The organism is Actinoplanes sp. NPDC048988 (assembly GCF_043197815.1).
Classification (GTDB): domain Bacteria; phylum Actinomycetota; class Actinomycetes; order Mycobacteriales; family Micromonosporaceae; genus Actinoplanes.
In genome coordinates, this window is sequence record NZ_JBICTW010000001.1 from 1,289,317 (window position 1) to 1,311,538 (window position 22,222).

Below are 22,222 nucleotides of genomic sequence, written 5' to 3' on the forward strand. Positions count from 1 at the left end.
CTCATATCTTGAGGGGACCGTGTGCAGAGTGCGGCGCATGACGTGGGCAGGCTGTCCCGGCTGACCGCCGGGTGCGCCGGTGTCGCGGTCGCCGTCTTCGGCGCCGCGGCGCTGCTCATGTCTCTTCGAGGTGCTCCGCCGGACGGCCTGCTGGCCGATCCGGCGGCCGCGCTCGTCCCGGCCGGACTGAGTCTGCTGCTCCAGGTTCTGCCGGTGCGGCACCGCGGGACCGGCCGGGTCGTGCACGGGCTCGGCCACCTTCTGATGATCCTCGCCGCCGCCATCGGCGCGCTCGGCATCGCCGGTCAGCCCGGCCCGGCCATCGCCACCCTCGTGGCGGTGGCCGTTCTCGTTCTGCTGGCCCGTCTCATCCGTACGCTGCACGGCGCCGAGCGGCGGCAGCGCCGGCTCGTCGGCGAGCTCGAGGACCGCGAGAAGTTCGCGGCCACGCTGCTCCAGTCGATGAACGAGGCGGTCATGGTGATGGATGCCAACTACCACGTCATCGACGTGAACCGGCGCTGGCGCGAGCTCACCGGGCACGGCGCCGACGAGCCGGTCCGGTTCGATCCGCCGCCCGTGCCGCCGGCCGGCGGCGACTGGCTCCTCCCCCGGGTCGACGGCAGCACGGTCCCGGTGCTGGCCACCGTCGCGCCGATCCCCGACGAGCGGGGCGCGCCACGGGCGTACGTGGCCACCTACGTCGACATCGCCGACCGCAAGCGGGCCGAGGAGACGCTCAGCGAGCACGCCGCCGAGCTGGAACGCGGCAACACCGCCCTGCGCGAGGCGAACACCCGGCTCGAAGCGGCGCTCACCTTCAAGAACGACCTGACCTCGATGCTCACCCACGACGTGGCCCAGCCGATCAGCTCGATCGCCAGCCTGGCCGAGCTGCTTCGCGCGGACTGGGACGACCTGCCGGACGACATCCGGCTCGAGCTCGCCACAAAGATCGACAAGAACACGCAACGGCTCATCAAGATGATGAACGACCTTCAGCTGCTGTTCCGGCTCGACATGGGCTCGGTCACGGCCCGGCGGGCGCCGGTGCCGCTGCGCGAGGTGGCCGAGGCGGTGGCGGCGGCCACCTCTTCCCAGGTTCGGGTCCTGGTCGGCGACGACGTGTCGGCCCTGGCCGACCGGGGGCACGTCACGGCCGTACTCCAGAACCTCGTCAACAACGCGGTCGCCTACGGGTCGCCGCCGATCGAGGTGAGCGCCGAGCGACGGGGTGAGACGGTGGAGCTGGCGGTACGGGACAACGGGCCCGGCATCTCGGACGAGCTCCTGCCCAACCTCTTCGGGCGGTTCATGCGCGGGGCCGGCCTGGGACTGTTCATCGTCCGGCACCTGGTCGAGGCGAACGGCGGCTCGGTCCGCTACGAGCAGGCGACGCCACAGGGGGCGAAGCTCGTCGTCACCTTCGAGCTCGCCCCCGTCTGAGCAACCGGCGCCCTACAGATCCTGGGCGCTGCCCCGGTCCTCTTCGTTGATCATCCCGTCGCCCCAGGCGTCCTTCTGCGGGGTGCGCCCGCCCATCGGGGCGGTTCCGGCCGCGCCGCTGATCGGGCCGGTCTTCGTGATCCGCCGTCCCGGAGGCAGTACGTCGTCGAGGTCGCTGGCGCTGCGGATGCCGGGCGCCGAGGTGATGTCCACATTGGTGCCCCGGTTGGCCGCGAGGCCACCGTGGTGGGGGAGGTCGATGGTGCTGCCGTTGCTGCGCTCGGCCGCGCTCGTGCCCCAGCCCGCGCCGGGATGCGGCGGGCGGTGCCGGGCCCGGGCGGCGACGGCGGCCGGCGACGGGGTGAGGCGCTTGGTGCTGGCGCCACCCTCGACCATGCCCTTGAACGCGGTCAGGTCGTCCTTGAGCCGGCGGTTGAGCGACTGCTGCCCGTGCCGGTCATTGGGCATGAGGAAGGCGATGTCGGCCTCGAGCTGGGCCACCACCTGCGTCTTCGTCTCGCCCAGGGGCCGCAGCGTGAGGGTCTCGGCCAGCAGCGGGCCCTCCATGGTCGACCACGAGACGCGCTCGTCGACCCGGCGCTCGGTGATCTGGGCGTCGAACTCGCGCGTCTTCCCCTCGACATCCATGATCCAGTGGGTCTGGTCGCCACCGATGGTGGTGACTTCACGGACGCCACTCATGAACCGTGGGTAGTTCTCGAACGCGGCGAGTTGCTCGTACACCGTGTGCAACGGTGCACTCACCTCGATGGCCTGCTGAACCATACTCATCGCATCTCTCCCATGCCTGCGCGTGTTGACTGTCGGCATGACTGAGAGTACGTATGGGATAACTGAGCGAAGCCGGTTTCGATCAGACCCGACGTACGTACTGCCACTGCCCGACCTCGGCCGCGTACCGGGCGTCACTCGCAGGCACCATCGCCACGCCCGCCGCACGCAGCATGGCCACGATTCGGCCCGACGGGCTGCGCCACGCCTCGCTGATCTCGACCAGGGTGCCGGTCTCGCGGCAGGCCGCGGCGAGCGCGCCGACCAGTTCCTCGGAGAGCACCGCGTCGTCCAGCCCGACCTCGGTCAGCAGGCGCAGCGGGCGGGCGAGCTGGGTCGGCGCGTACCGGCAGGCTCGCCGTAGACCGAGGATCGTGGTCGCCACCAACCGCTCGGTGACCTGCTCGGCGGTCATCTCGCCGGTGGAGATCAGGGCGCGGACGTCCCGGGCGCCGAGCACGCCGCGCTCCAGCGGCAGGCCCGACACCGCCACCGAGACCGCCTCGACGTGCCCGAGATCGGCCGGCAGGGCCAGCCAGCCGTCGGGCCGTACGACCTCGATCTCGGCGGCCACCCGCAGGGTGAGATCGGTGCGGCGGCGGGCCCGGGCGATCGCGTCCGCGTACGCCGGCAGCCAGCCGGAGTCGGGGCCGACCTGGTCGGCGAACGTGATCGCGGTGAGGCCGGCCTGATCGGCCGCGGAGACGATCACTCCGACGCTGTCCCGCCCGGCCGAGAAGCCGGTGTGCACATGCGCGTCCGTCATCAGATCCAGCGCGTCGACGGCGCTGACGACTGATTCCCGCTCTGCGGTCACGTTCTCTCCCGGCTGGTCGGCTTTCCCTACAACCAAGAGATTGCGGCAGGGGCGTTGTCAACCCCGGTGTGCGGCCGGTGCGGCTCGGTTTCTTGTGCCTTTCACAGGCGGAAGGTTCCGACCAGGTCGCGCAGCTCGTCGGCGGTGCGGGAGACGTTGCCCGAAGCCTGCCGCGTCTCCTCGACGCCGCGCAGCGACTCGGCGCTGGCGGCCGAGACGTCGGAGATGTTGGTCGCGATCCGCGAGGAGCCGTTGGCGACCTCGGCGATGTTGCGGCTCATCTCGCCGGTGGTGGCGGTCTGCTCCTCGACGGCCGAGGCGATGGTGGTCTGGAAGTCGTTGATCTGCGCGATGACCTCGGAGATCCGGGAGATGACCTCGACCGCGCCGCTGGTGTCCTGCTGGATGGCGGCGACCCGGCTGCCGATGTCCTCGGTCGCCCGTGCCGTCTCCTGGGCCAGGTCCTTGACCTCCGAGGCGACCACGGCGAAGCCCTTGCCGGCCTCGCCGGCGCGGGCGGCCTCGATGGTGGCGTTCAGCGCGAGCAGGTTGGTCTGCTCGGCGATCGAGGTGATCAGCTTGATGACGTTGCCGATCTCGGCCGACGAGTCGCCGAGCTGGCGCACGGTCTCGGTGGCGCGAGCCGCCTCGGAGACCGCCACCGAGGCGATCTGGGCCGACTCGCTGGTGTTGCGCGAGATCTCGCGGATCGCCAGGCCCATCTCCTCGGAACCGGCGGCGACCGACTGCACGTTGCGGGCGATCTCCTCGGCCTCGGCCGAGGCCGCCGCGGACTGACGGTCGGTGTTCTCGGCCGCCTCGGAGATGCGCACGGCCACCACGGAGAGCTGCCCCGCGGCCTCGGCCAGGGCGTCGGCGTCCCGGCCGATCGTGGCCATGGAGGTACGCATCGACTCGAGCGCGCCGTCGAGTCCCGCCGCCATGCGGCCGAGCTCGTCGCGGCTCGTGATGCCGCTGCGCCCGGTCAGATCGCCGCGGGAGAGCGAGTCGATGACCGCGCCCAGCGTGCGCACCGGCACGAGGATCGAACGGGCCAGCGGGATGGCCAGGGCGACCAGCAGGATCAGCCCGGCGATGGCGACGGCCAGCGAGAGCGTACGGATGCGGTTGACCGTCTTGGTCATGTCCGCCTGCTCGGCGGCGACCGTGGCCGTCACCTGGTCGACGAGCGCGCCGAGCTCGTCGTCGGTCTTGTTGTTCCGCTCGGAGATCTCGCCGAGCCGCGACGTCACCGATTTCGGGTCGGCCTTGGCCGCCGTCGTGAACTCGGTGATGAAGGCGCTGAAGTCGACGAAGTCCGGCCGGTCGTCGGCGAACGTGGCCGCCATGTCGCCGGGCAGGTTCGCGGCCACCACCGCGTCGGCCGCCTCGGTGGACGACTGCACGTCGTCCAGGACGTCCTGGGTGACGTCCTGCCCCAGAGCGGAGCGGTAGGCGTCCACCTTCAGCTCGCTCTGGCGAGTGTCCAAATGGTTCAGTGCGGCCTGGCCGGATTGCAGGCGCGACACCAGATCCGCCTGGTCGGCCAGCTTGTTCTGCCCGACCAGCGAGATCGTGGCGAGGGTGGCCAACATGACCGCGCCGACCACGACGATCAGCGTGAGCCGCTTGGCGATCCCCAGGTGGGCGAGTCTCGACATCGCATCTCCTTTGGCAACTGTTCCGCACCTGCCCGGAGACGCCGCCGGCAACCCGTGTCGCGCACTCTATGAGTGCGCGACCGCCACGTTTCAGGCCGGTGAGTCCGGCGACTGCAACAACTTCGAGACCGCTTGAACCTCGTCCTCGGTGGGCGAGGCGGCCTCCTGGTTGGCAGCCCGTAGCTCCCGGTACACCTCTTCGCGATGCACCTGCACGTCACGCGGAGCCTGGATGCCCAGCCGGATCACATCGCCGCGCGCCTCGAGCACAGTGATGATGACGTCGTCGCCGATCATCACGCTTTCCCCGGCGCGCCGGGTCAGTACGAGCATCGTCGGTGCCCTCCTCCATCCGTGGACGGACAGCATCGCGAGACGGCGCGGTCGCGGGGACCGCGACCGCGCCCGAGACGGTTCAGTAGGCCCGGTTCATGATCGCGCGGACCGGGAGACCGGAGCCGCTGAGCACGACCTGCATGGCCCGCATGCTGTCCCGGTCGACCACGATCGGCGCCAGCAGGTTCGCCGTGGTCTCGTTCTGGCCGGCCGTGATGACGGTCAGCAGGAGCAGGCGGTCCGGGTCCTTGCTGTTCAGGGCCGCGAAGACCTCCTTCTCGATCTCCGGCGCGTAGTCCGGGAAGAAGGGCTCCGGCGGCGCGACGAGGAAGCGGAGCTCCGGGTCCTCGATGGACGTGAACGCGTAGAGCAGACCGTCCTCGTTCAGCCGCACCAGGACGAACTCCCGGTGGGCCGGGAAGCCCGGCATGGGCACCGCCATGGTGATGGTCGGCAGGCCCATGGACGCGTCGGTCATGGAGGCCTCGATGGGTCGGTACGCGGTGCGAGTACTCATGGTCACCTCAGGAAATCGATGAGCGAGGGCTGGATCACCTTGGCCGAGGCGGCCAGGGCGGCCTGATACGAGGTCTGCTGGATCTGCAATTCCATGATCGCCTTGGGCAGGTCGACATCCTCGATATCGGACAGCTGCGACGTCACGGACAGCAGATGGTCGTCTGCTGACTGCTTCATCTGCGTAATCCGATTATATCGGGCGCCAACGTCCGAAAGGGTGGACTTTAGTAAATCGTGGGCCGAATCGAGCCGACCCAGTGCGTCGTCCAATGCCTCGTGCTTGTTGTTCTCCAACGCATCCGAAATATCACTCAGCACCTTGAAGAGCTGAGTGTCACTGGTGTTGTCACCGAACGCGTCGACACCGTTCGACTCGATGCGGACGCGGGCGTTCGGCCCGACCGTCCGGGTGGTCTCGGCGGTGTTCCCGACGAACTTGCCGCTGTCGTCGAAAGCTATGTCGCCCGGCGTGGTGCCGCCGAAGACGGGCCGGCCCATGTACTTGGTGTTGGCCTCGCCGATCAGCGCCTGGCGAATGTTGTCGATCTCGTACTTCAGCGCCATCCGGGCGCCGTCGTCGCCGGAGGCCGCGTTGAGGCCCTGCACTGTCAGGTCGCGTACCCGGATGACCTGGCTCGAGGCGGCCCCGAGCTTGTCCTGGATCGTGCCGAGCCAGCCCACCCCGTCGTCCGCGTTGCGCGTGTACTGCTGGGTCGCCCGCAGCTCGCCGCGCAACTGCAGTGAGGTGACCGTGCCGGTCGGCGAGTCCGACGGTTTGCTGAGCAGCTTGCCGCTGGAGATCTGCGCTTGCAGCTTCTGCCCGCGGCCCATGCTGCGCTGGAGGTCACCGAGCATGCGATGCGACATGCTGGTATCGGTGACGCGGCTGGGAATCGTCATGCTGCCCTCCTCACCATGCGGTCCTGCTCACCGTCATCGGCCGACCAGGCCGGTACGGTTGATCAGCTGATCGAGCATCGAGTCGATGGTGGTCAGCACGCGGGAGGCGGCCTCGTAACCCCGCTGGAAGGTCAGCAGGTTGGTCATCTCCTCGTCGAGGTTGACGCCCGACTCGGCCTGGCGCGCGGTGTCCACCTGGTCGGTGACCGCGTCCTGGATGTCGCTGCGCCGGGCGGATGCCTGCGAGGCCACGCCCAGCTTGCCGATCATGCTCTGGTACGCCGCGTCCGGGCCGTCCGGGGAGGTTCCCATCTCGGACAGCGAGTCGGCGATGCCGTGGTCCAGCGCGGCCTTCGTCTCGTCGAGATCCTTGGGGTTGCCGGCCGAGAACGCCACCTTGTCGGGGGTGGTGATCAGCACCTTGATCTCGCCGGCGGTGGTGCCCTCGAAGAAGGCGGTGCCCTCCTCGCCGGTCTTGGTGTACCCGGCCGTGACCGCGTCGTTGACGGTCTTGGCGAGAGTGGCGGCCACGTCGTCGAGCTGACCCGAGATGGTCGGGATGATGTTGTTCATCGTGTCGAGCATCGCGCCCATCTGGCCACCGGCGGCCACGGGCGCGTCGGTGTCGGTCCACTTGAGAGCGATCGGGTTGTCCTCGGCCCACAGCGCGAGCGACGGCGGTCCGGTCAATTCCACTGTGCGCGTGCTGAAATCGCTGACCAGCGGGGCCGTACCGAGGTAGACGTTTATCGCGCCGTTCGTCTTGCTCTGCGTCGTCGCCCCGGTCAGCTCGGACAGCTGCATGATCTGCATGTCGCGCTGGTCCATCAGCTCGTTGGCCTCGAGGCCGGAGGCGTGCGCCACCACGATCTGCTGGTTCATGTCGGCGATCCGCGACGACAGGTTGTTGACCTGGCTGACGAACGCCTGTGCCTGGTCACGGTTGGCCGTGAACTGGTTGTCCAGCGAGGCGTGGGTGTCGTTCAGGGTGGTCGCCACGGTCTGGCTGCGCTCGATCAGCGCGGTCCGGGTCGACGGATCCTGCCAGTTGTTGGCGACGTCGTTCCAGGCGTCCCACATGTCGTGCATCCGGGCCTGGAGGGCGGTGTCGCTCGGCTCGGCGAGCACGCTTTCGATCTGCTCGTACGTCGCCTTCTGGGTCGAGAGATACGAGGAGTTGGCGTGCTCGGTGCGCCCGCGCTGCTCCAGGTACTCGTTGCGGCCGCGCTCGACCGACGAGACCGTGACGCCGTTGCCGACCTGGGTGGTCGTCGCGTAGACGCCCGGGTTCAGGCTGCCGGTCTGCGACTGCATGCGGACCTTCTGCCGCGTGTAGCCCTCGGTATTGGCGTTGGCGACGTTCTGGCCGGAGATGTCCAAGCCTCGGCGCTGCGCGTAGAGCGACGTGAGCGCCGTATTCAAACCGCCGAAGGAACTAGCCATCAGATTGCCTCATCAACCAGGCTGGAGCGGCGGACGCCGCCCGATACGGTCTGCCCCTGCGGTCCGTACGTTTCCACAGTTTCGGCGAACGCGAGCATGGTTTCGCGGGCCGCGCGCTGACCCGCGGTGAGCAGGTCCCGGTTCACGTCGGCGAGGGCACTGATCTCGGAGGTCAGGAGCAGGAAGGCCTTGCGGTGCTGGTGCAGCAGGTCGCCCCAGGGCTCGGGGGCGGCGTCGGCGAGCTCACCGAGCGAGGCCTCGGCCGGCAGGCCGAGCTCGACGGCGCAGTCCTGGGCGTAGGCGGCCCGGATGACCTCGGTCTGCCGGATCTGGTCGAGAACCACCTCGACCTCGCGGGTGGCGTGGCTCAGCCAGCGCGAGCGGTTGGCGGCGAGGAGCAGCTGCTCCTCCTCAAGCTTGAACAACAGCATCTCGAGCAGCTCACGTGACCGCCACAGGACGCTGGCCAGGTCGGTCAGACTCACCCCTGGACCTCCGTCTCGCCTCGGGTCGGGCACGTCCCCACTGACGAGCCCGCTCATTCGGACAGGTCGGCACGTCCCCGACTCCGCTGAGGGATTTCCCCCGATCGGGCCAATTCCGGGTCCGCCGCCTTTCTGCGGGTTCGCCGGAAAAGGGCGAAGAAATCTCGCACACTGCTCATGAACCGTCGGCGTCGCGCCGAACGGAATGGCGTACGCCTCGGCTCCAAGGACGGGCCGGCATAGAGACCCCTCAGGGAGGAACCACCAATGGGTCTTCGTATCAACCAGAACATCGCCGCGCAGAACGCCTACCGGAACCTGTCGGTCACCGACAGCCAGATGTCGAAGTCGCTGGAGAAACTGTCCAGCGGTTTCCGGATCAACCGGGCGGCGGACGACGCGGCCGGTCTCTCGATCTCCGAGGGCCTGCGCTCGCAGATCGGCGGTCTCAAGGTCGCCGTCCGCAACACCCAGGACGGCGTGAGCGTCGCGCAGACCGCCGAGGGCGCGCTGAACGAGGTCACCTCGATCCTTCAGCGCATGCGTGACCTCTCGGTGCAGACGGCGAACTCGGGCGCCACCGACACCGAGGCCGCCAAGGCCTCGAACAAGGAGATGCAGCAGCTGAACGCGGAGCTCGACCGGATCGGCGAGACCACCGCGTTCGGCAAGTCGAAGCTGCTGGGCGGCGCCTTCGGCGCGGTCGAGAAGACCACCGCCACCGCGGTCAAGGACACGGACGCGCTGAAGGAGGTCAAGGACAACGGCGTCGCCATCAAGATCGACCAGATCGGTGGCAAGGACGTCGTCGACCCGGCCGACGGCACCACGGCGAAGCCGATCACGCTCACGATCGCCAAGGAGGACTTCGCCGACGCCACGACCGCTCAGGACGTCGCGGCGATCGTGAACGAGAAGCTCCAGGGCGCGCTGAAGGAGGCCGGTTACCAGGGCACCGAGGTGTCCATGTCGGCCCGCACCACCATGGCCGTCGACCCGGACGACACCAACACGCCGCCGGCCAAGGTGCCCACCTCGAAGTTCGAGTTCTCGGCGGCCTCGGCCGGCCTCAAGATGGACGACATCGGCGGGCTGGGCGTCGACGCCACCGCGAACAAGGCCATCGAGGGCGGCAACAGCGGCAAGTTCCAGGTCGGCGCGAACCGCACCGAGAGCATCAACATCAACATCGGGGCCGTCGACTCGGAGACCCTGGGCACCGGCGCCCTCGACCTCACGAAGGACCCGGACGCCGCGATCGACGTGCTCGACAAGGCGATCCAGTCGATCTCCGACAGCCGCGCCTCGCTCGGTGCGGTCCAGAACCGCTTCGAGCACACGATCAACAACCTGAACGTGGCGGTGGAGAACCTGTCCGCGTCGGAGTCGCGTATCCGTGACACCGACATGGCGCAGGAGATGGTGTCGTTCACCCGGTCGCAGATCCTGACCCAGGCCGGCACCTCGATGCTGTCGCAGGCCAACCAGTCGGCGCAGAACGTTCTCTCGCTGCTGCGCTAACCGAATTGCCACCGTCCGGAGCTGAATCTTCCGGCCGCGTGACCGAATAGGTGGGGGAAGCCGGCCGAACATGCCGGCTCCCCCACTTGCTTTTTCAGTACCTCTTTCGCACCGGAAGGCAGGCGTCCGTGTCTACTTCGGTTGACGGCCTCGTCAGTGGTCTCAGCACCTCGTCCGTGATCTCACAGCTCATGCAGGTCGAGGCGGCCCCGCAGACCCGGCTCAAGAGCAAGGTCTCCACGGCACAGACCGCGGTCACCTCCTACCAATCGGTCAACACCAAGCTCTCCGCCCTCAAGACCGCCGCCGAGGACATCGGCAAGCTCGCGACCTGGCGCTCGGTCAAGCCGACCTCGAGCTCGGCCACCGTGACGGCCACCGCGACCGGCGGCACCAACACCGCCTCCGGCACCACGATCTTCAACGTGGGCGCCCTGGCCGGCAACCAGATCAACACGGCCAAGGTCGCCAAGGAAGGCGACATCACCGCCGCCACCACTATCGAGTTCACCGTCGGCGGCACCCCGAAGACCGTGACCCTCGGCGAGAACAAGACGGCGCAGGGCGTCGCCGACGCGATCAACGCGGCCGGCATCGGCGTCAAGGCCGTCCTGGTCACCACCGGCGGCAACGAGAACATCCTGCAGTTCAGCGGGGCCAAGACCGGCGCCGCGGCCGCCTTCAGCATCGACAGCGGGCTCGACAGCCTCAACCTGGTCGAGGTGGCCCAGGCCAAGGACGCCCGGCTCGACATCGGCGGCGGCGAGGGGATGGCCGGCGGGTACAGCGTCACCAGCAACACCAACACCTTCACCACGCTGATGCCGGGCGTCTCGATCACCGTCTCCAAGCTGGAGAGCGACGTCACGATCAGCGCCGAGCCGGACGTCAGTGGCATGGCCGCGAAGATGCAGGCGCTGGTCGACGCCGTCAACGGCACCCTCACCGAGGTCGCCACCCAGACCGCGTACGACGCCGCGACCAAGAAGGGCTCGCCGCTGACCGGCGACTTCATGGTCCGCAACATGTCGCAGGCAATTCTCAGCAAGATCAGCCTCGGACTGAGCTACGAGAACCCCGCCTACGACGCCACGACCAACCCGGGCGCCGACAAGATCATCAACACCACGCTGGCCAAGCTGGGCGTCGAGCTGTCCCGCAGCGGCCAGCTCACCTTCAACACCAGCACCTTCAAGGCCAAGTACGCCGAGGACCCGTCGGCGTTCCAGGCCGCGGCCATCGCGTTCGGCGACCAGATGCGGGGACTCTCGGTCGACCAGTCCAAGAACGTCACATCGGTGATCACCGGCCGCAAGAACGAGATCGACAACCTCAACAGCCAGATCGACAACTGGGACCTGCGCCTCGAGGCGCGCAAGTCGGCTCTCCAGAAGAAGTACTCCGACCTCGAAGTCTCCCTCGGCAAGATGAAAGAGCAGTCCAGCTGGCTCGCCGGACAGCTCTCCGGTCTCTGATCCGCCCTGGCCCACCAGCCTTTTCCGCACCAGCCCGTCCGCACCTGACCGAGGAGAACCATGGCCGCACCGAACATGCGTGACCGCTACCTACAGGACTCGATCAACACCGCCTCGCCCGCCAAGCTGCTGATCATGCTGTACGACCGGCTGATCCTGGACCTGATGCAGGGCGAGGAGGCGTTGCACGCCGGCGAGCTGGAGACCGCGCACGAGAAGATCACGCACGCCCAGGAGATCGTCATCGAGCTGCAGGTCAGCCTCGACGTCGAAGCCTGGTCCGGTGCGCCCGGCCTGGCCAACCTCTACGGCTACGTGCTGACCGAGCTGATCGGGGCCAACATCGCCAAGGACGCCGCCCGGGTGGCGGCTTGCCGCACCTTCCTCGAGCCGCTGCGTGACGCCTGGCGAGAGGCGGCCGCCTCGGCGGTCGCGGGCTGAGCGGGCTTCGGTGAGCGGCGAGGAGTCCGGCGGCGGCTGGCACGGCGCCTGGAACGCGGCCCTCGACGAGCTGGAGCTCGACGTGGCCACGGTCGAGGCGATGCTGGCCGACGAGCACCGGCACGCCGAGACGCCGCCGGCCAGCCTCTGGAAACCGCCGACCGAGCTCGGCGCGCTGCCGCTGGAACTCAAGCCGCGCGCCGACGAGATCCTCACCAGGCAGCTCAAGGCCGCCCAGGAGATCGCGCGCCGGCTGACCGCCAACCGTCAGCAGATCGCCGTGACGACCCGGATCGAGACCGGCGAGGCGGTCAAACGGCCGCTCTACGTCGACCGGGCCATGTAGCTCGCCTCGCTCGCCGGCCCTAAAAAGCAGACAACGTCCCGGGACCCCCTATGCGGGGTTCCCGGGACGTTTTTGCGTGCAACCAGTCAGCAACCGTTTGGCGCTCAGCGGATCGCCGGTCAAGCCGAACTGCATGGTACGAGCAACGGATTGCTCCCCGGAACGCCACGGAACGGCACCTTGACTCTCCCAGCAAGGAGCTGCTGTGTTCGACGACATCTCCTCGAACTCGTTGAAGGTCGCGGTCGCGGGTCTCGCGCAGCGGCAGAGCGCCATCGCCAACAACATCGCGAACATCGAGACCCCCGGCTACCGGGCCCGTAAGGTCGAATTCGAGGACGCGCTGCGCAGCGCCGTCGCCAAGGGCATGTCCCCGCTCGGCGTCGCCCCGAACGTCCAGAACTCGCTCGAGCCGACCCGGCTCAACGGCAGCAACGTCAACCTCGATGAAGAGACGCTCTCCCACATCGACACGACGATGCGCTACCAGCTGACCATGCGGGCGCTGGACTCCAAGTACTCGATGCTGCGCGACGTCATCAAGGGAGCCTGATCATGAGTACCTTCAACGCTCTGGGCGTGGCCGGCACCGGCGTCACCGTCTACCGCAAGTGGCTGGACGCGGTGTCCGACAACATCGCCAACATGAACAACGTCAGCCGGACCTCGGAGAAGGCGTTCCAGGCCCGCTACGTCGTGGCCCAGGAGGCCGCGGACGGCAACGGCGCTCAGGTCGGCGGGGTGCAGTTCGGCAGCGCCGAGGGTGTTCTCGTCGAGGAGCCGGACAACCCGCTCGCCGACGCGCAGGGCTACGTCCGTAAGCCGGACATCGACCTGGGGTCCCAGATGGCCCAGATGATGATGGCGCAGCGCGCCTACCAGGCCAACCTCGCCGTGGTGGACCGCGCCAAGGACTCCTACACCGCGGCGATCAACCTCGGGAAGTGAGGTATAGGCCATGACTTCCGCGATCAACCCGATCGGCGGGTTCTCCAGCGTTGCCGGCCTCGACGCCGTCACCGGCGGCATCACCGGGGCGGGCGGCGCCGACTCGCTGGCCGCCGGCACCCGCGCCCAGGAGGCGCAGGGGCCCAACGAGAGCTTCGCCAGCATGCTCTCCCGTGGCCTGGAAAGCGTGCAGGCCAGCCAGAACAACGCCGAGGACCTCGCGACCAAGGTCGCCACCGGCGAACTTCAGGACCCGGCGCAGTACACCATGGCCGCCAACGAGGCGCAGCTCGGACTCCAGCTCACGCTCGCCGTCCGCAACAAGGCCGTGGAAGCTTTCCAAGAGATCATGAGGATGCAGGCCTGACATGACCGACCGCCTTCCCGCTCCGGTTCGCCGCGTCACGGACACGTTCCGGTCCTTCACTCCGGGACAGAAGGCCGTCACGATCGCGGCAGTGATCGCGCTCATCGTCGGTGCGTATTTCTTCGCCACCTGGGCGTCGAAGCCGAACTACTCGATCCTCTTCAACAACCTGTCGAACAAGGACGCCAGCGCGATCGTCGAGTCGCTGCAGAAGGCCGGCACCAAGTACGAGCTGGCCAACGACGGCCAGACCGTGCTGGTGCCGCAGGACCAGGTGAACGAGCTGCGGCTGTCGCTGAGCAGCGAGGGCCTGCCCGGCGACGCCGGCACCGGTTACTCCCTGCTCGACCAGCAGGGCATCACCACCAGCGACTTCATGCAGCACACGAACTACCAGCGCGCGCTGGAGGGCGAGCTCTCCAACACCATCAAGTCGATCGACGGTGTCGAGGCGGCCACCGTGCACCTCGTCATCCCGCAGAAGGACGTCTTCGCCGACAACCAGGACGTGCCCACCGCCTCCGTGCTGGTCGCGTCGAGCTCGACCCAGCCGCTGAGCAGCGACCAGGTGCAATCGATCGTGCACCTCGTGGCGTCCAGCGTCGAAGGCCTCGACCCGACCCAGATCACCGTGGCCGGCGCCGACGGCAAGATCCTGTCGACCGGCGGCGGCGCGAACGTCGGCACCGGCGGCGACAGCGGCACCGAGGCGCAGACCGTCGCCTTCCAGAACCGGATGAACAGCTCCCTGCAGAAGCTGGTGGAGAGCGTGGTCGGCCCCGGGCACGCCGTCGTGACGACCACGGCCGAGCTCGACTTCGACCAGACCCAGACGCAGACCAAGACCTACAACTCCGACCCGTCGGTGCCCGCGCTCTCCGAGAGCAACAGCCGCGAGGCGTACAACGGACAGCAGAACTGCGCCGGCGGCGTGCTCGGCCCGGACAACGTCTCCGGCCCCGGCTGCACCACCGGCGGCACCGGAAATGACGCCGGGCAGTACGAGAACAGCACGAACGTCAAGAACAACGCGCTCAACGAGACCCAGGAGACCCGCAAGAGCGCCCCCGGCAAGATCGCCAAGCTCAACGTGGCCGTCCTGCTGGACAGCAGCGTCGCCGGCACCGTCGACCCGGCCCAGGTGCAGCAGCTGGTCAGCGCGGCCGCCGGCATCGACGCCACCCGCGGCGACACCATCGCGGTCAGCGCCATGCCGTTCGACACCAGCGCCGCCCAGGCCGCGCAGAACGCCCTGAGCGCCTCGACCGCGGCCGCCCAGCAGGCCAAGCAGATGTCGCTCATCAAGACCGGCGCGCTGGGCGCGATCGTCCTGGCGCTGCTCTTCCTGGCCTGGCGCTTCAGCCGCAAGAGCAAGAAGCGCCGCGGCCTGACCCCCGAGGAGCGCAAGCACCTGGAGGACATGCAGGCGGCGCTGGAGGCCCAGCGGCTGGCCGAGCTGAACCAGGCGATCCCCGCTCAGATGCTGGAGGCGGGAACCGCCATGGACGACACGAACGTGCAGGCTCGCCAGGAACGCCAGCGCGAGATCGAGCAGATGGTCAAGGATCAACCTGACGAGATGGCGGTGCTTCTCCGCGGCTGGCTGGCCGCGGACGCGACGCACTGACGCTTGGCGGCGGCCGGTTCGCCGGCCGCCGCCTTTTCTGCTGACGGTCTTTCCGCCGACGGTCCGAGGGAGTACGCGTTGACCACACCCACACCGGCGCTCACCACCATGTCGATGACGGGCGTGCGCAAGGCCGCCATAATGCTGGTCCAGTTCGGCAAGGAACAATCCGCGCAGATCATGTCGCAGATGTCCGAGAAAGAGGTCGAGATGATCTCGGCCGAGATCGCTCGGCTCGGCAAGCTCGACCCCACGCAGGTCGACGACGTGATGGACGAGTTCTACGCCATGGCGACGACCCGCTACGCCGGGTCGGGCGGCATGGACTACGCCCGCGAGCTGCTCGAGGCCTCGCTGGGCAAGGAACGGGCCGCGCTCATACTGGACCGGCTCGAAGCCTCGATGAACGACATCCCCTTCAACTTCCTCAGCCACGCCGACCCCCGGCAGCTGCTGTCGTACGTGCAGTACGAGCACCCGCAGACGATCGCCCTGGTGCTCGCGCACATCCCCTCGGCGCTCGCGTCGTCGATCCTGGCCGGTCTCTCGCTGGAGGTCCAGACCGAGGTCGCGCACCGGATCGCGGTCATGGACCGTACGTCGCCCGAAATCATCCGCCAGGTCGAGCAGGCGCTCCAGCGCAAGCTCTCGACAGTGCTCCAGCCGGACGAGCTCTCCACCGTCGGCGGTCTGCAACCCCTGGTCGACATCATCAACCGCGCCGACCGGACCACCGAACGGCTCATCCTGGAAGCCCTGGACGCCCGCAGCCCCGAGCTGGCCGAGGAGATCCGGCGCCGGATGTTCATGTTCGAGGACATCGTCAACCTCGAGGACCGCGCCATCCAGCTCGTGCTGCGCCAGGTGGAGCCGGCCGACCTGGCCACCGCCCTCAAGGGCGTGCCCGAGACGGTCCGCGAGAAGGTCACCAAGAACCTGTCCGAACGGGGCCGCGAGAACCTGCTCGAGGAGATCGACCTGCTCGGCCCGGTCAAGGTCAAGATGGTCGAGGAGGCCCAGGCCAAGATCGTGTCGGTCATCCGCTCGCTCGAGGACTCCGGTCAGATCGAGGTTCAGCGCGGCGGCGAGGCCGATGAGCTCATCGCCTGACAGCCGGCCCGTCCTGCGGGGCTCGATGGCCGACTCGGCCGCCGCCGCCCGCTTCTCGGTCGACCTGCGCACCGGGATCCCGGCCGACAGCGACGCCATCGAGCGGGCCAAACAGCAGGCCCGCACCGCGGGCTACGCCGAAGGCTGGGCCCAGGGCCAACGCGAGGCCGCCGTCGAGGCGCAGGCCGCGGCGGCCCGAGCCCAGGCCGGCGCCCAAGCGTTCGAGCAGCGGCGCGCGGCCGCCCTCGTCCAGGCCGTCAACGCCCTCGGCCGGGCCGTCACCGAGCTGGAGAACCAGCTCATGCCGACCTTCGCCGAACTGCAGGAGGTGCTGCTCGCGCACGCCTTCGAGCTGGCCGAGGCGATCATCGGGCGGGTCGTGGACGACCCGCAGGGCCGCGGCATGGACGCCCTGCGCCGGGCCATGGCCGCCGCACCCGAAGCCGGCCGGCTCGTCGTCAGCCTGCACCCCGACGACTTCCACACCCTGGTCGGCGAGAACGGCGAAGCCGACTTCGAGTACGAGGGGCGCCAGATCAGCCTGCGCCCCGACGGCGGCCTGCGCCCCGGCGACGCGGTAGCCGAAACCGGCATGGGCACAGTCGACGCCACCATCGCGGCGGCGGTGGACCGGGCCCGCGCAGCGCTGCGGATCTAGGAGGCCAACATGACCGATGTCTTCCGGCATCGCATGAACGCGGCGCTCGAGGCGGCCCGGCCGCTCACCCGCGGCAAGGTCGTCGGAGCGGTCGGCCTGCGGGTCACCGTGGCCGGCATCGACGCCCGAGTCGGCGACCTGCTCCAGATGGGCGAAGGCCCGGAAGCGGTCTACGCCGAAGTGGCCGCGCTCGACGGCGAAAAGCTGTCCTGCCTGCCGCTCGGCCCGATCGCCGGCCTCGGCACCGGCACCCCCGTCGTCAACACCGGCGGGCCGCTGCGCGTCGCCGTCGGCCCCGACCTCCAGGGCCGCATCCTGGACGGCCTCGGCCGCCCGATGGACGGCGGCCCCCCGCTGCGCGGCCAGATGGTGAGCATCGACGCGGCACCGCCGTCCGCGATGGAACGCCAGCTCGTCGACGCACCCATGCCCCTGGGCGTACGGGTCCTGGACACCCTCGTCCCGTGCGGCCGCGGGCAGCGCATCGGCATCTTCGCCGGCTCCGGCGTCGGCAAGTCAACACTGATGAGCATGATCACGCGAGGCACGTCGGCCCAGCTCAACGTGGTGGCGCTGGTCGGCGAACGCGGCCGTGAGGTCCGCGAGTTCATCGAACACGACCTGGGCGAGGAAGGCCTGGCCCGGTCCGTCGTGGTGATCGCCACCTCGGACACGCCGCCGCTGGTACGGCTCAGGGCGGGCGCGGTGGCGACCCGGATCGCCGAGTACTACCGCGACGAGGGCGCCGACGTCCTGCTGATGATGGACAGCGTGACCCGGGCCGCCATGGCCCAGCGCGAAGTCGGCCTGTCCGTCGGCGAACCGCCGGCCACCCGCGGCTATCCGCCGTCGGTCTTCGCGATGCTGGCCTCCCTGCTGGAACGGGCCGGGCCGGGCGCGCGCGGCAGCATCACCGGCCTCTACACCGTGCTGGTCGAAGGCGACGACCACAACGAGCCCATCGCCGACGCGGCCCGCTCCATCCTCGACGGCCACATCGTGCTCGACCGCAAATTGGCCACGGCCGGCCACTTCCCGAGCATCCAGTCCCTCGACTCGATCTCGCGCGTGGCCAACAAAATCACCACCCCGCAGCAGAAGGCGGACGCCACCGAGCTGCGCCGGCTGATGGCCGCCCACCGCGACATCCGCGAGCTGGTCGAGATCGGCGCCTACGTGCCCGGCACCAACCCGGACGCCGACCGGGCCACCGCCATCTGGCCGCACATCAACGCTTTCCTCCGCCAGGGCCTCGACGAACGCGTCACCGCCGAACAGGCGTGGGCCCAGCTACACGCCCTGATCCAGGCCGCCGGCGCCTGACCACCCTCCCACCCCACCACCGTGACCGAGATAGCCCGCACCCCGACCCACAACCCACGACCCGCCGGCAAGCCCTCACGCCTCTAGGCCGCCCCCACAAAGACAGCCCGCGGAGCAAAGCAGGCCCCCACTCCCCCGGCCACCGCCAACGAGCCGGCCGGCGCCGCGAAGCGAAGCCGGCTCTCACCCTCACGGCCACCCCCGACGAACCGGCCAGCGAAGCGAAGCCGACCCCACTCCCGCGATTCACTGTCGACGAGCCGGCCTGCGGAGCGAAGCGGAGCCGGCCCCCACTCCCCGCGATCGCCGCCGGTGAGTTGGCAGGTGATTTTCCGCCGCCCGCGGGGTGTGCGGGTGACGGAAAATCACCTGCCAACTCACCGGTTACAAGGCGATCGCCCGCGCAGCGAAGCGAAGCCATCAGCTGAGTTGCAGCTCGGGTGCAAGGACTCAGCGAAACGGTGTGTGGGCCGACCTTCTGTAGTGAGGGCGCCATATGCCCGTGTGCCAGGGAGGCGATCTTGAACCGATTCTTCCGACTCTCGCCCGTACTGCGCGCTCGCAAGGCGCAGGAGGATGTCGCGCGCGGCGCCGTGAATCAGTCGCGCGCGGAGATCCGGGACGCGCAGGCTCTGGTGAAGCGCCGGCATCTCGATCTGGTCGGCGCCGAGGCGCCCACCGAGGGGACCGCCCGGTCCATCGTCGCGTCGATTGTCGCTCGGCAGTCGCTGGCCGCCTCGCTCATGGGGGCTCAGCGCATGGTGGCCGAGGCCGAGGAACTGGAGCGCGAGCGCATGGCCGTGCTCGCCGATGCCGCCAAGCGGCGCCGGGCCGTCGAGATGATGGCCGAGCGGCACGCCGACATGGTGCGCGCCCACGATCTGCGGAAGGACCAGGCCAACCTGGATGAGCTGGCGATGACGAGCAAGGCGCGTAACGCCGCCCGGGGTGGCGGGAGCGAGGCGTGAGGGGCGTCGCCGGGGTGCTCAACCGCATCCAGGAGTTGCAGGGCCAGCTCGGCCTGACCCCGGTCAGCCCGGCGCCGGGTGCCACCGGCACCGCCGCCAACGGCACGGTGACCACGGTCGGCGGCAACACTTTCGCGTCGGCGCTGGCCACCGCTACCGGTGGTGCGCCCAGCATGCGGCTCAACAGCGCGGCCACCGGGCAGTCGGTGGTCGACGCCGCGAAGAAGTATCTGGGTACGCCGTACGTCTTCGGCAGCACCGACCCGGACAAGGGCCTGGACTGTTCGTCGCTGGTGCAGCGGGCCTTCGCCGACCTCGGCATCAAGGTTCCGCGCCTGTCGTACCAGCAGGCCAAGGTGGGTGAGACGGTGCCGAATCTGGCCCAGGCCAAGCCGGGTGACATTCTCGCCTTCGACTCGCCGGTGGATCACGTGGCCATCTATGTCGGCGACAACAAGATGATCGCGGCGCCCAAGCCGGGCGATCAGGTCAAGATCCAGAGTGTGTACGAGAAACCGACGCACATCCGCCGGGTCGTGCCGGAGACGGACACGAGCGCGGTGGCCGCGCAGAACGGTGCCGCCGCCATCCGCCCGGCGAGCCTGCGGGGCGGCGATTCCCTGTCCGGCGTGCCCTACGCCGATCTTTTCGTGCAGGCCGGCAACCGGTACGGCGTCTCGCCGAAGTTGCTGGCGGCGGTGGCCAAGGTCGAGTCGGGCTACAACCCGGACGCGGTCAGCAAGGTCGGCGCGCAGGGCCTCATGCAGATCATGCCGTCGACGGCGAAGGGCCTCGGCGTCAAGAACGCGTTCGACCCGGAGCAGGCCATCAACGGCGCCGCCAAGCTGCTCGCCCGCAACCTCCGGGAGTTCAAGTCGTTGCCGCTGGCCTTGGCCGCCTACAACGCCGGTGGCGGTGCGGTGCACAAGTACGGCGGTATCCCGCCGTTCTCGGAGACCCAGGCGTACGTCCCGAAGGTCCAGAAGGCGCTCGCCAACCTGGGCGGTTGAGCCACACCGAGGAGAGGTCTCATGAAGAGCCCGAATTCCGTCAGCGGAGCGGACCGGATCGCCGACATCGGCCGCCGGCCGGGGGCCAAGCGCGGTGAGGGCGGGGAGGAGTTCGACTCCGCGCTGTCGGCCGAGCTGAGCCGCCCGGGTCAGGACGACGGGCAACGGGCGGCGCGGGGCCGGGCCGACGAGCAGCGCGCCGACCAGCGGGCCGCCACCGACCGCGCGGCCACGGACCGGGCGGCCGAGCGGACCGCTGACCGGGCCGCCGAGCGCGCCGCCGACCAGGTGGCCGACCAGCGGGCCGCCGCCGGCCGCAACGCGTTGCAGCGCGAGGCGGCGGAGCGGGCCCGCCTCAACCGGGCCGACGCCGACCGGGCGGCGGCAGACCGGCGGACCGGCCGGGCCGAGCGGCCGGACAAAACCGACCGAGGTGACCGGGCGGACCGGGCGGACCGGGCGGACCGCGCGGAGAGGACCGACCGCAGCGACCGGGCCGGCGGAGGGGACCGGGCCGAGGGAAGAGACCGGGCCGAAGGAACAGACCGGCCTGAGGGAAAAGACCGGGCTGAGGGAAGAGACCGGGCCGAGGGACCGGACCGGACCGGCCGGGCGGACGGCCGCCGTACCGCCGACGGCGACGCCGCCCAGCCGGCCGGCACCCAGCCGGCCGACGGTGAACTTGAGGGCAAGCTCATCGCGGGTGCAAGCGGCGACGCCGAGCAAGCGGGCGACGAGACCGCGGCGCCGACCGGCGAGAAAACGGCCACGCCGGAGGTCAAGGCGGCCGAGACAGCACCCGTACCCGGCGCGGCCGCGCTCGCCCAGGCCGGTGCCCTGGCCGCCGCCACCACCGCGCAGGTGCCACCCACCGTCCAGCCCGACCAGGCCTCTCAGCCGGCTGCGGCCGGCGGCGCCCGGGCCGCGGCGGGTGGCCCGGATCGGGCGATCGGCGGGGTCGCGCTGGCCGGCGGCCCGGCGACGACCTCCCCCGCCACCCCACTGCAGACCGGCAACGGTCTGCCGCCGACCGGCGCTCACCTCAACCCCGAGGCGCAGGCCGCGGCGGTGCAGGCGGCCACCGGCCGTTCGGCGCTCGGCCTCGGCACGATCTCCGGCGCTCAGCCGGGCGCCGGCGGGGCGGCCGGCCTGCCCATTCCGGCCGAGTTCGCCGCGCAGCTGGCGCAGGACGGCGTCTCGGTGATGACGCCGGCCACCGCGCCCGACGGTTCGGGCCGGCTCGCCGTTCAGGACGCCGGGGCCCCGGCCGCCGACGCGGCCGCCACGGCTACGGCGCCGGCACCGCCGGCGGCCGACGCGGGCGGGGCCGCACCTGCCGCCGTACCCGGTGAGGGCGAAACCGCACCGCCCGCGGTGACCACGACCGAAGCCGCGCCGGCTCGTGCCGGTGACGCCGCCGCGCCCACCGCGAATCCGGTCAATCCGGCCGCGGCGCCCGGTGTGGCGGCCGACGGCGCCGCCAACCCGGGCGTGCTCGGGCAGGCCGGGATGGCCGGTGTCTCCGGACCGCAGGCCGCCGCGCCGGCCGCGCCCACCGCACCGGCCGCGCCGCCGCCTCCGCCCGGTCAGCTGTCCAGCCCGCCCGCCGCCCAGCTGGCGATGCGGATCGTGCCGCTCAAGCTGGACGCCGACGGCGTACACCGGCTGACCGTCCACCTGCATCCGGTCGATCTCGGACCGGTCCAGGTGGTGGCCGAGATCCGCAACGGCGACATCACCGTGCAGCTCACCGGCAGCACCGACGCCGGCAACGAGGCGTTGCGCAACGCCATGGACGACCTGCGCCGCGAGCTCAACGACGCCGGTTTCGGCAACACGAACCTCGACCTGCGGCAGGGCAACCCGCAGCAGGAGCAGGCGCGGCAGCAGTTCGCGGCGAGTTTCCCGGGAATGGGCCGCGGCGAGCGGGCCGAGACCGCCCTGCCGACCGAGCCGGCGCCGGCCGTCCGGCGGGCCGTGCCGGGCGACAGCCGCCTGGACATCCACGCCTGACGCACCACAGCGGACA

23 protein-coding genes are annotated in these 22,222 nt (G+C 69.9%); 15 read left to right on the top strand and 8 right to left on the bottom strand.

Going from position 1 to position 22,222, the window contains the following annotated elements; translation table 11 throughout:
• The first annotated feature begins 42 nt into the window (after positions 1-42).
• Complete coding sequence (locus ACGFJ7_RS05825; RefSeq protein WP_392641065.1) at positions 43-1,446, top strand: ATP-binding protein; 1,404 nt, start codon at positions 43-45, stop codon at positions 1,444-1,446.
• Between the two features lie 12 nt (positions 1,447-1,458).
• Here ACGFJ7_RS05825 and ACGFJ7_RS05830 read toward each other — a convergent pair whose 3' ends face one another.
• From ACGFJ7_RS05830 to ACGFJ7_RS05865, 8 genes are all read right to left on the bottom strand, one after another.
• Positions 1,459-2,238, bottom strand: a complete 780-nt coding sequence (locus tag ACGFJ7_RS05830) for an SRPBCC family protein (protein ID WP_392641067.1) — start codon at positions 2,236-2,238, stop codon at positions 1,459-1,461.
• Between the two features lie 82 nt (positions 2,239-2,320).
• On the bottom strand, positions 2,321-3,055 hold the full coding sequence (locus ACGFJ7_RS05835) for a hydrolase (protein ID WP_360246895.1): 735 nt from the start codon (positions 3,053-3,055) through the stop codon (positions 2,321-2,323).
• A gap of 101 nt (positions 3,056-3,156) precedes the next feature.
• Positions 3,157-4,716 (bottom strand): methyl-accepting chemotaxis protein, encoded by a 1,560-nt coding sequence (locus tag ACGFJ7_RS05840; protein ID WP_360246897.1) that lies wholly within the window; start codon positions 4,714-4,716, stop codon positions 3,157-3,159.
• A 90-nt stretch (positions 4,717-4,806) separates the two neighbouring features.
• Positions 4,807-5,049, bottom strand: coding sequence for a carbon storage regulator CsrA (gene csrA / locus ACGFJ7_RS05845; RefSeq protein ID WP_360246899.1), 243 nt, complete (start codon positions 5,047-5,049; stop codon positions 4,807-4,809).
• Positions 5,050-5,131: 82 nt separating this feature from the next.
• Positions 5,132-5,530, bottom strand: a complete 399-nt coding sequence (gene fliW, locus ACGFJ7_RS05850) for a flagellar assembly protein FliW (protein ID WP_360246901.1) — start codon at positions 5,528-5,530, stop codon at positions 5,132-5,134.
• 41 nt (positions 5,531-5,571) lie between these two features.
• Positions 5,572-6,471 (bottom strand): flagellin, encoded by a 900-nt coding sequence (locus ACGFJ7_RS05855; RefSeq protein WP_360246903.1) that lies wholly within the window; start codon positions 6,469-6,471, stop codon positions 5,572-5,574.
• 33 nt (positions 6,472-6,504) lie between these two features.
• Entirely contained in the window at positions 6,505-7,914 is a 1,410-nt protein-coding gene (gene flgK / locus ACGFJ7_RS05860; RefSeq protein WP_360246905.1) for a flagellar hook-associated protein FlgK, read from the bottom strand.
• Complete coding sequence (locus ACGFJ7_RS05865; RefSeq protein ID WP_360246907.1) at positions 7,914-8,399, bottom strand: flagellar protein FlgN; 486 nt, start codon at positions 8,397-8,399, stop codon at positions 7,914-7,916. The genes flgK and ACGFJ7_RS05865 overlap by 1 nt, the downstream gene beginning before the upstream one ends.
• 267 nt (positions 8,400-8,666) lie before the next feature.
• On the opposite strand from ACGFJ7_RS05865, the gene ACGFJ7_RS05870 reads away from it, so the two are divergent.
• The 14 genes from ACGFJ7_RS05870 (at position 8,667) to ACGFJ7_RS05935 (ending at position 22,206) form a co-directional block, all read left to right on the top strand.
• The gene (locus ACGFJ7_RS05870) at positions 8,667-9,920 is read left to right on the top strand and encodes a flagellin (RefSeq protein WP_360246909.1); all 1,254 of its coding nucleotides are present in this window, start codon (positions 8,667-8,669) and stop codon (positions 9,918-9,920) included.
• Positions 9,921-10,048: 128 nt separating this feature from the next.
• Positions 10,049-11,395 (top strand): flagellar filament capping protein FliD, encoded by a 1,347-nt coding sequence (fliD, locus tag ACGFJ7_RS05875; RefSeq protein WP_392641071.1) that lies wholly within the window; start codon positions 10,049-10,051, stop codon positions 11,393-11,395.
• A 60-nt stretch (positions 11,396-11,455) separates the two neighbouring features.
• The gene (fliS, locus tag ACGFJ7_RS05880) at positions 11,456-11,836 is read left to right on the top strand and encodes a flagellar export chaperone FliS (RefSeq protein WP_360246913.1); all 381 of its coding nucleotides are present in this window, start codon (positions 11,456-11,458) and stop codon (positions 11,834-11,836) included.
• A gap of 10 nt (positions 11,837-11,846) precedes the next feature.
• The gene (locus tag ACGFJ7_RS05885) at positions 11,847-12,182 is read left to right on the top strand and encodes a hypothetical protein (protein WP_360246915.1); all 336 of its coding nucleotides are present in this window, start codon (positions 11,847-11,849) and stop codon (positions 12,180-12,182) included.
• A gap of 205 nt (positions 12,183-12,387) precedes the next feature.
• On the top strand, positions 12,388-12,735 hold the full coding sequence (gene flgB, locus ACGFJ7_RS05890; RefSeq protein WP_360246917.1) for a flagellar basal body rod protein FlgB: 348 nt from the start codon (positions 12,388-12,390) through the stop codon (positions 12,733-12,735).
• A gap of 2 nt (positions 12,736-12,737) precedes the next feature.
• On the top strand, positions 12,738-13,130 hold the full coding sequence (locus ACGFJ7_RS05895; RefSeq protein WP_360246919.1) for a flagellar basal body rod C-terminal domain-containing protein: 393 nt from the start codon (positions 12,738-12,740) through the stop codon (positions 13,128-13,130).
• Between the two features lie 10 nt (positions 13,131-13,140).
• A complete protein-coding gene (gene fliE, locus ACGFJ7_RS05900; RefSeq protein ID WP_360246921.1) occupies positions 13,141-13,497 on the top strand; it encodes a flagellar hook-basal body complex protein FliE in 357 nt (118 codons plus the stop codon).
• Position 13,498: 1 nt separating this feature from the next.
• Positions 13,499-15,124, top strand: a complete 1,626-nt coding sequence (gene fliF / locus ACGFJ7_RS05905) for a flagellar basal-body MS-ring/collar protein FliF (RefSeq protein ID WP_392641075.1) — start codon at positions 13,499-13,501, stop codon at positions 15,122-15,124.
• Positions 15,125-15,202: 78 nt separating this feature from the next.
• The gene (gene fliG, locus ACGFJ7_RS05910) at positions 15,203-16,234 is read left to right on the top strand and encodes a flagellar motor switch protein FliG (RefSeq protein WP_245922739.1); all 1,032 of its coding nucleotides are present in this window, start codon (positions 15,203-15,205) and stop codon (positions 16,232-16,234) included.
• A complete protein-coding gene (locus ACGFJ7_RS05915) occupies positions 16,218-16,892 on the top strand; it encodes a FliH/SctL family protein (RefSeq protein ID WP_360246926.1) in 675 nt (224 codons plus the stop codon). The genes fliG and ACGFJ7_RS05915 overlap by 17 nt, the downstream gene beginning before the upstream one ends.
• Positions 16,893-16,901: 9 nt before the next feature.
• Entirely contained in the window at positions 16,902-18,215 is a 1,314-nt protein-coding gene (locus ACGFJ7_RS05920) for a FliI/YscN family ATPase (RefSeq protein WP_360246928.1), read from the top strand.
• Positions 18,216-18,736: 521 nt separating this feature from the next.
• Positions 18,737-19,183 (top strand): cell envelope biogenesis protein TolA, encoded by a 447-nt coding sequence (locus tag ACGFJ7_RS05925; RefSeq protein WP_360246930.1) that lies wholly within the window; start codon positions 18,737-18,739, stop codon positions 19,181-19,183.
• The gene (locus ACGFJ7_RS05930) at positions 19,180-20,193 is read left to right on the top strand and encodes a transglycosylase SLT domain-containing protein (protein WP_360246932.1); all 1,014 of its coding nucleotides are present in this window, start codon (positions 19,180-19,182) and stop codon (positions 20,191-20,193) included. The genes ACGFJ7_RS05925 and ACGFJ7_RS05930 overlap by 4 nt, the downstream gene beginning before the upstream one ends.
• Positions 20,194-20,214: 21 nt before the next feature.
• On the top strand, positions 20,215-22,206 hold the full coding sequence (locus tag ACGFJ7_RS05935; RefSeq protein ID WP_392641079.1) for a flagellar hook-length control protein FliK: 1,992 nt from the start codon (positions 20,215-20,217) through the stop codon (positions 22,204-22,206).
• Positions 22,207-22,222: the final 16 nt, after the last annotated feature.

Bases quoted from the DNA above. Each gene is read 5' to 3' on its own strand.
- ACGFJ7_RS05830 (WP_392641067.1), bottom strand. From the start codon at position 2,238: ATGAGTATGGTTCAGCAGGCCATCGAGGTGAGTGCACCGTTGCACACG.
- ACGFJ7_RS05840 (WP_360246897.1), bottom strand. From the start codon at position 4,716: ATGTCGAGACTCGCCCACCTGGGGATCGCCAAGCGGCTCACGCTGATC.
- csrA (WP_360246899.1), bottom strand. From the start codon at position 5,049: ATGCTCGTACTGACCCGGCGCGCCGGGGAAAGCGTGATGATCGGCGAC.
- fliW (WP_360246901.1), bottom strand. From the start codon at position 5,530: ATGACCGACGCGTCCATGGGCCTGCCGACCATCACCATGGCGGTGCCC.
- ACGFJ7_RS05855 (WP_360246903.1), bottom strand. From the start codon at position 6,471: ATGACGATTCCCAGCCGCGTCACCGATACCAGCATGTCGCATCGCATG.
- flgK (WP_360246905.1), bottom strand. From the start codon at position 7,914: ATGGCTAGTTCCTTCGGCGGTTTGAATACGGCGCTCACGTCGCTCTAC.
- ACGFJ7_RS05870 (WP_360246909.1), top strand. From the start codon at position 8,667: ATGGGTCTTCGTATCAACCAGAACATCGCCGCGCAGAACGCCTACCGG.
- fliS (WP_360246913.1), top strand. From the start codon at position 11,456: ATGGCCGCACCGAACATGCGTGACCGCTACCTACAGGACTCGATCAAC.
- ACGFJ7_RS05895 (WP_360246919.1), top strand. From the start codon at position 12,738: ATGAGTACCTTCAACGCTCTGGGCGTGGCCGGCACCGGCGTCACCGTC.
- fliE (WP_360246921.1), top strand. From the start codon at position 13,141: ATGACTTCCGCGATCAACCCGATCGGCGGGTTCTCCAGCGTTGCCGGC.
- fliF (WP_392641075.1), top strand. From the start codon at position 13,499: ATGACCGACCGCCTTCCCGCTCCGGTTCGCCGCGTCACGGACACGTTC.
- ACGFJ7_RS05915 (WP_360246926.1), top strand. From the start codon at position 16,218: ATGAGCTCATCGCCTGACAGCCGGCCCGTCCTGCGGGGCTCGATGGCC.
- ACGFJ7_RS05920 (WP_360246928.1), top strand. From the start codon at position 16,902: ATGACCGATGTCTTCCGGCATCGCATGAACGCGGCGCTCGAGGCGGCC.
- ACGFJ7_RS05935 (WP_392641079.1), top strand. From the start codon at position 20,215: ATGAAGAGCCCGAATTCCGTCAGCGGAGCGGACCGGATCGCCGACATC.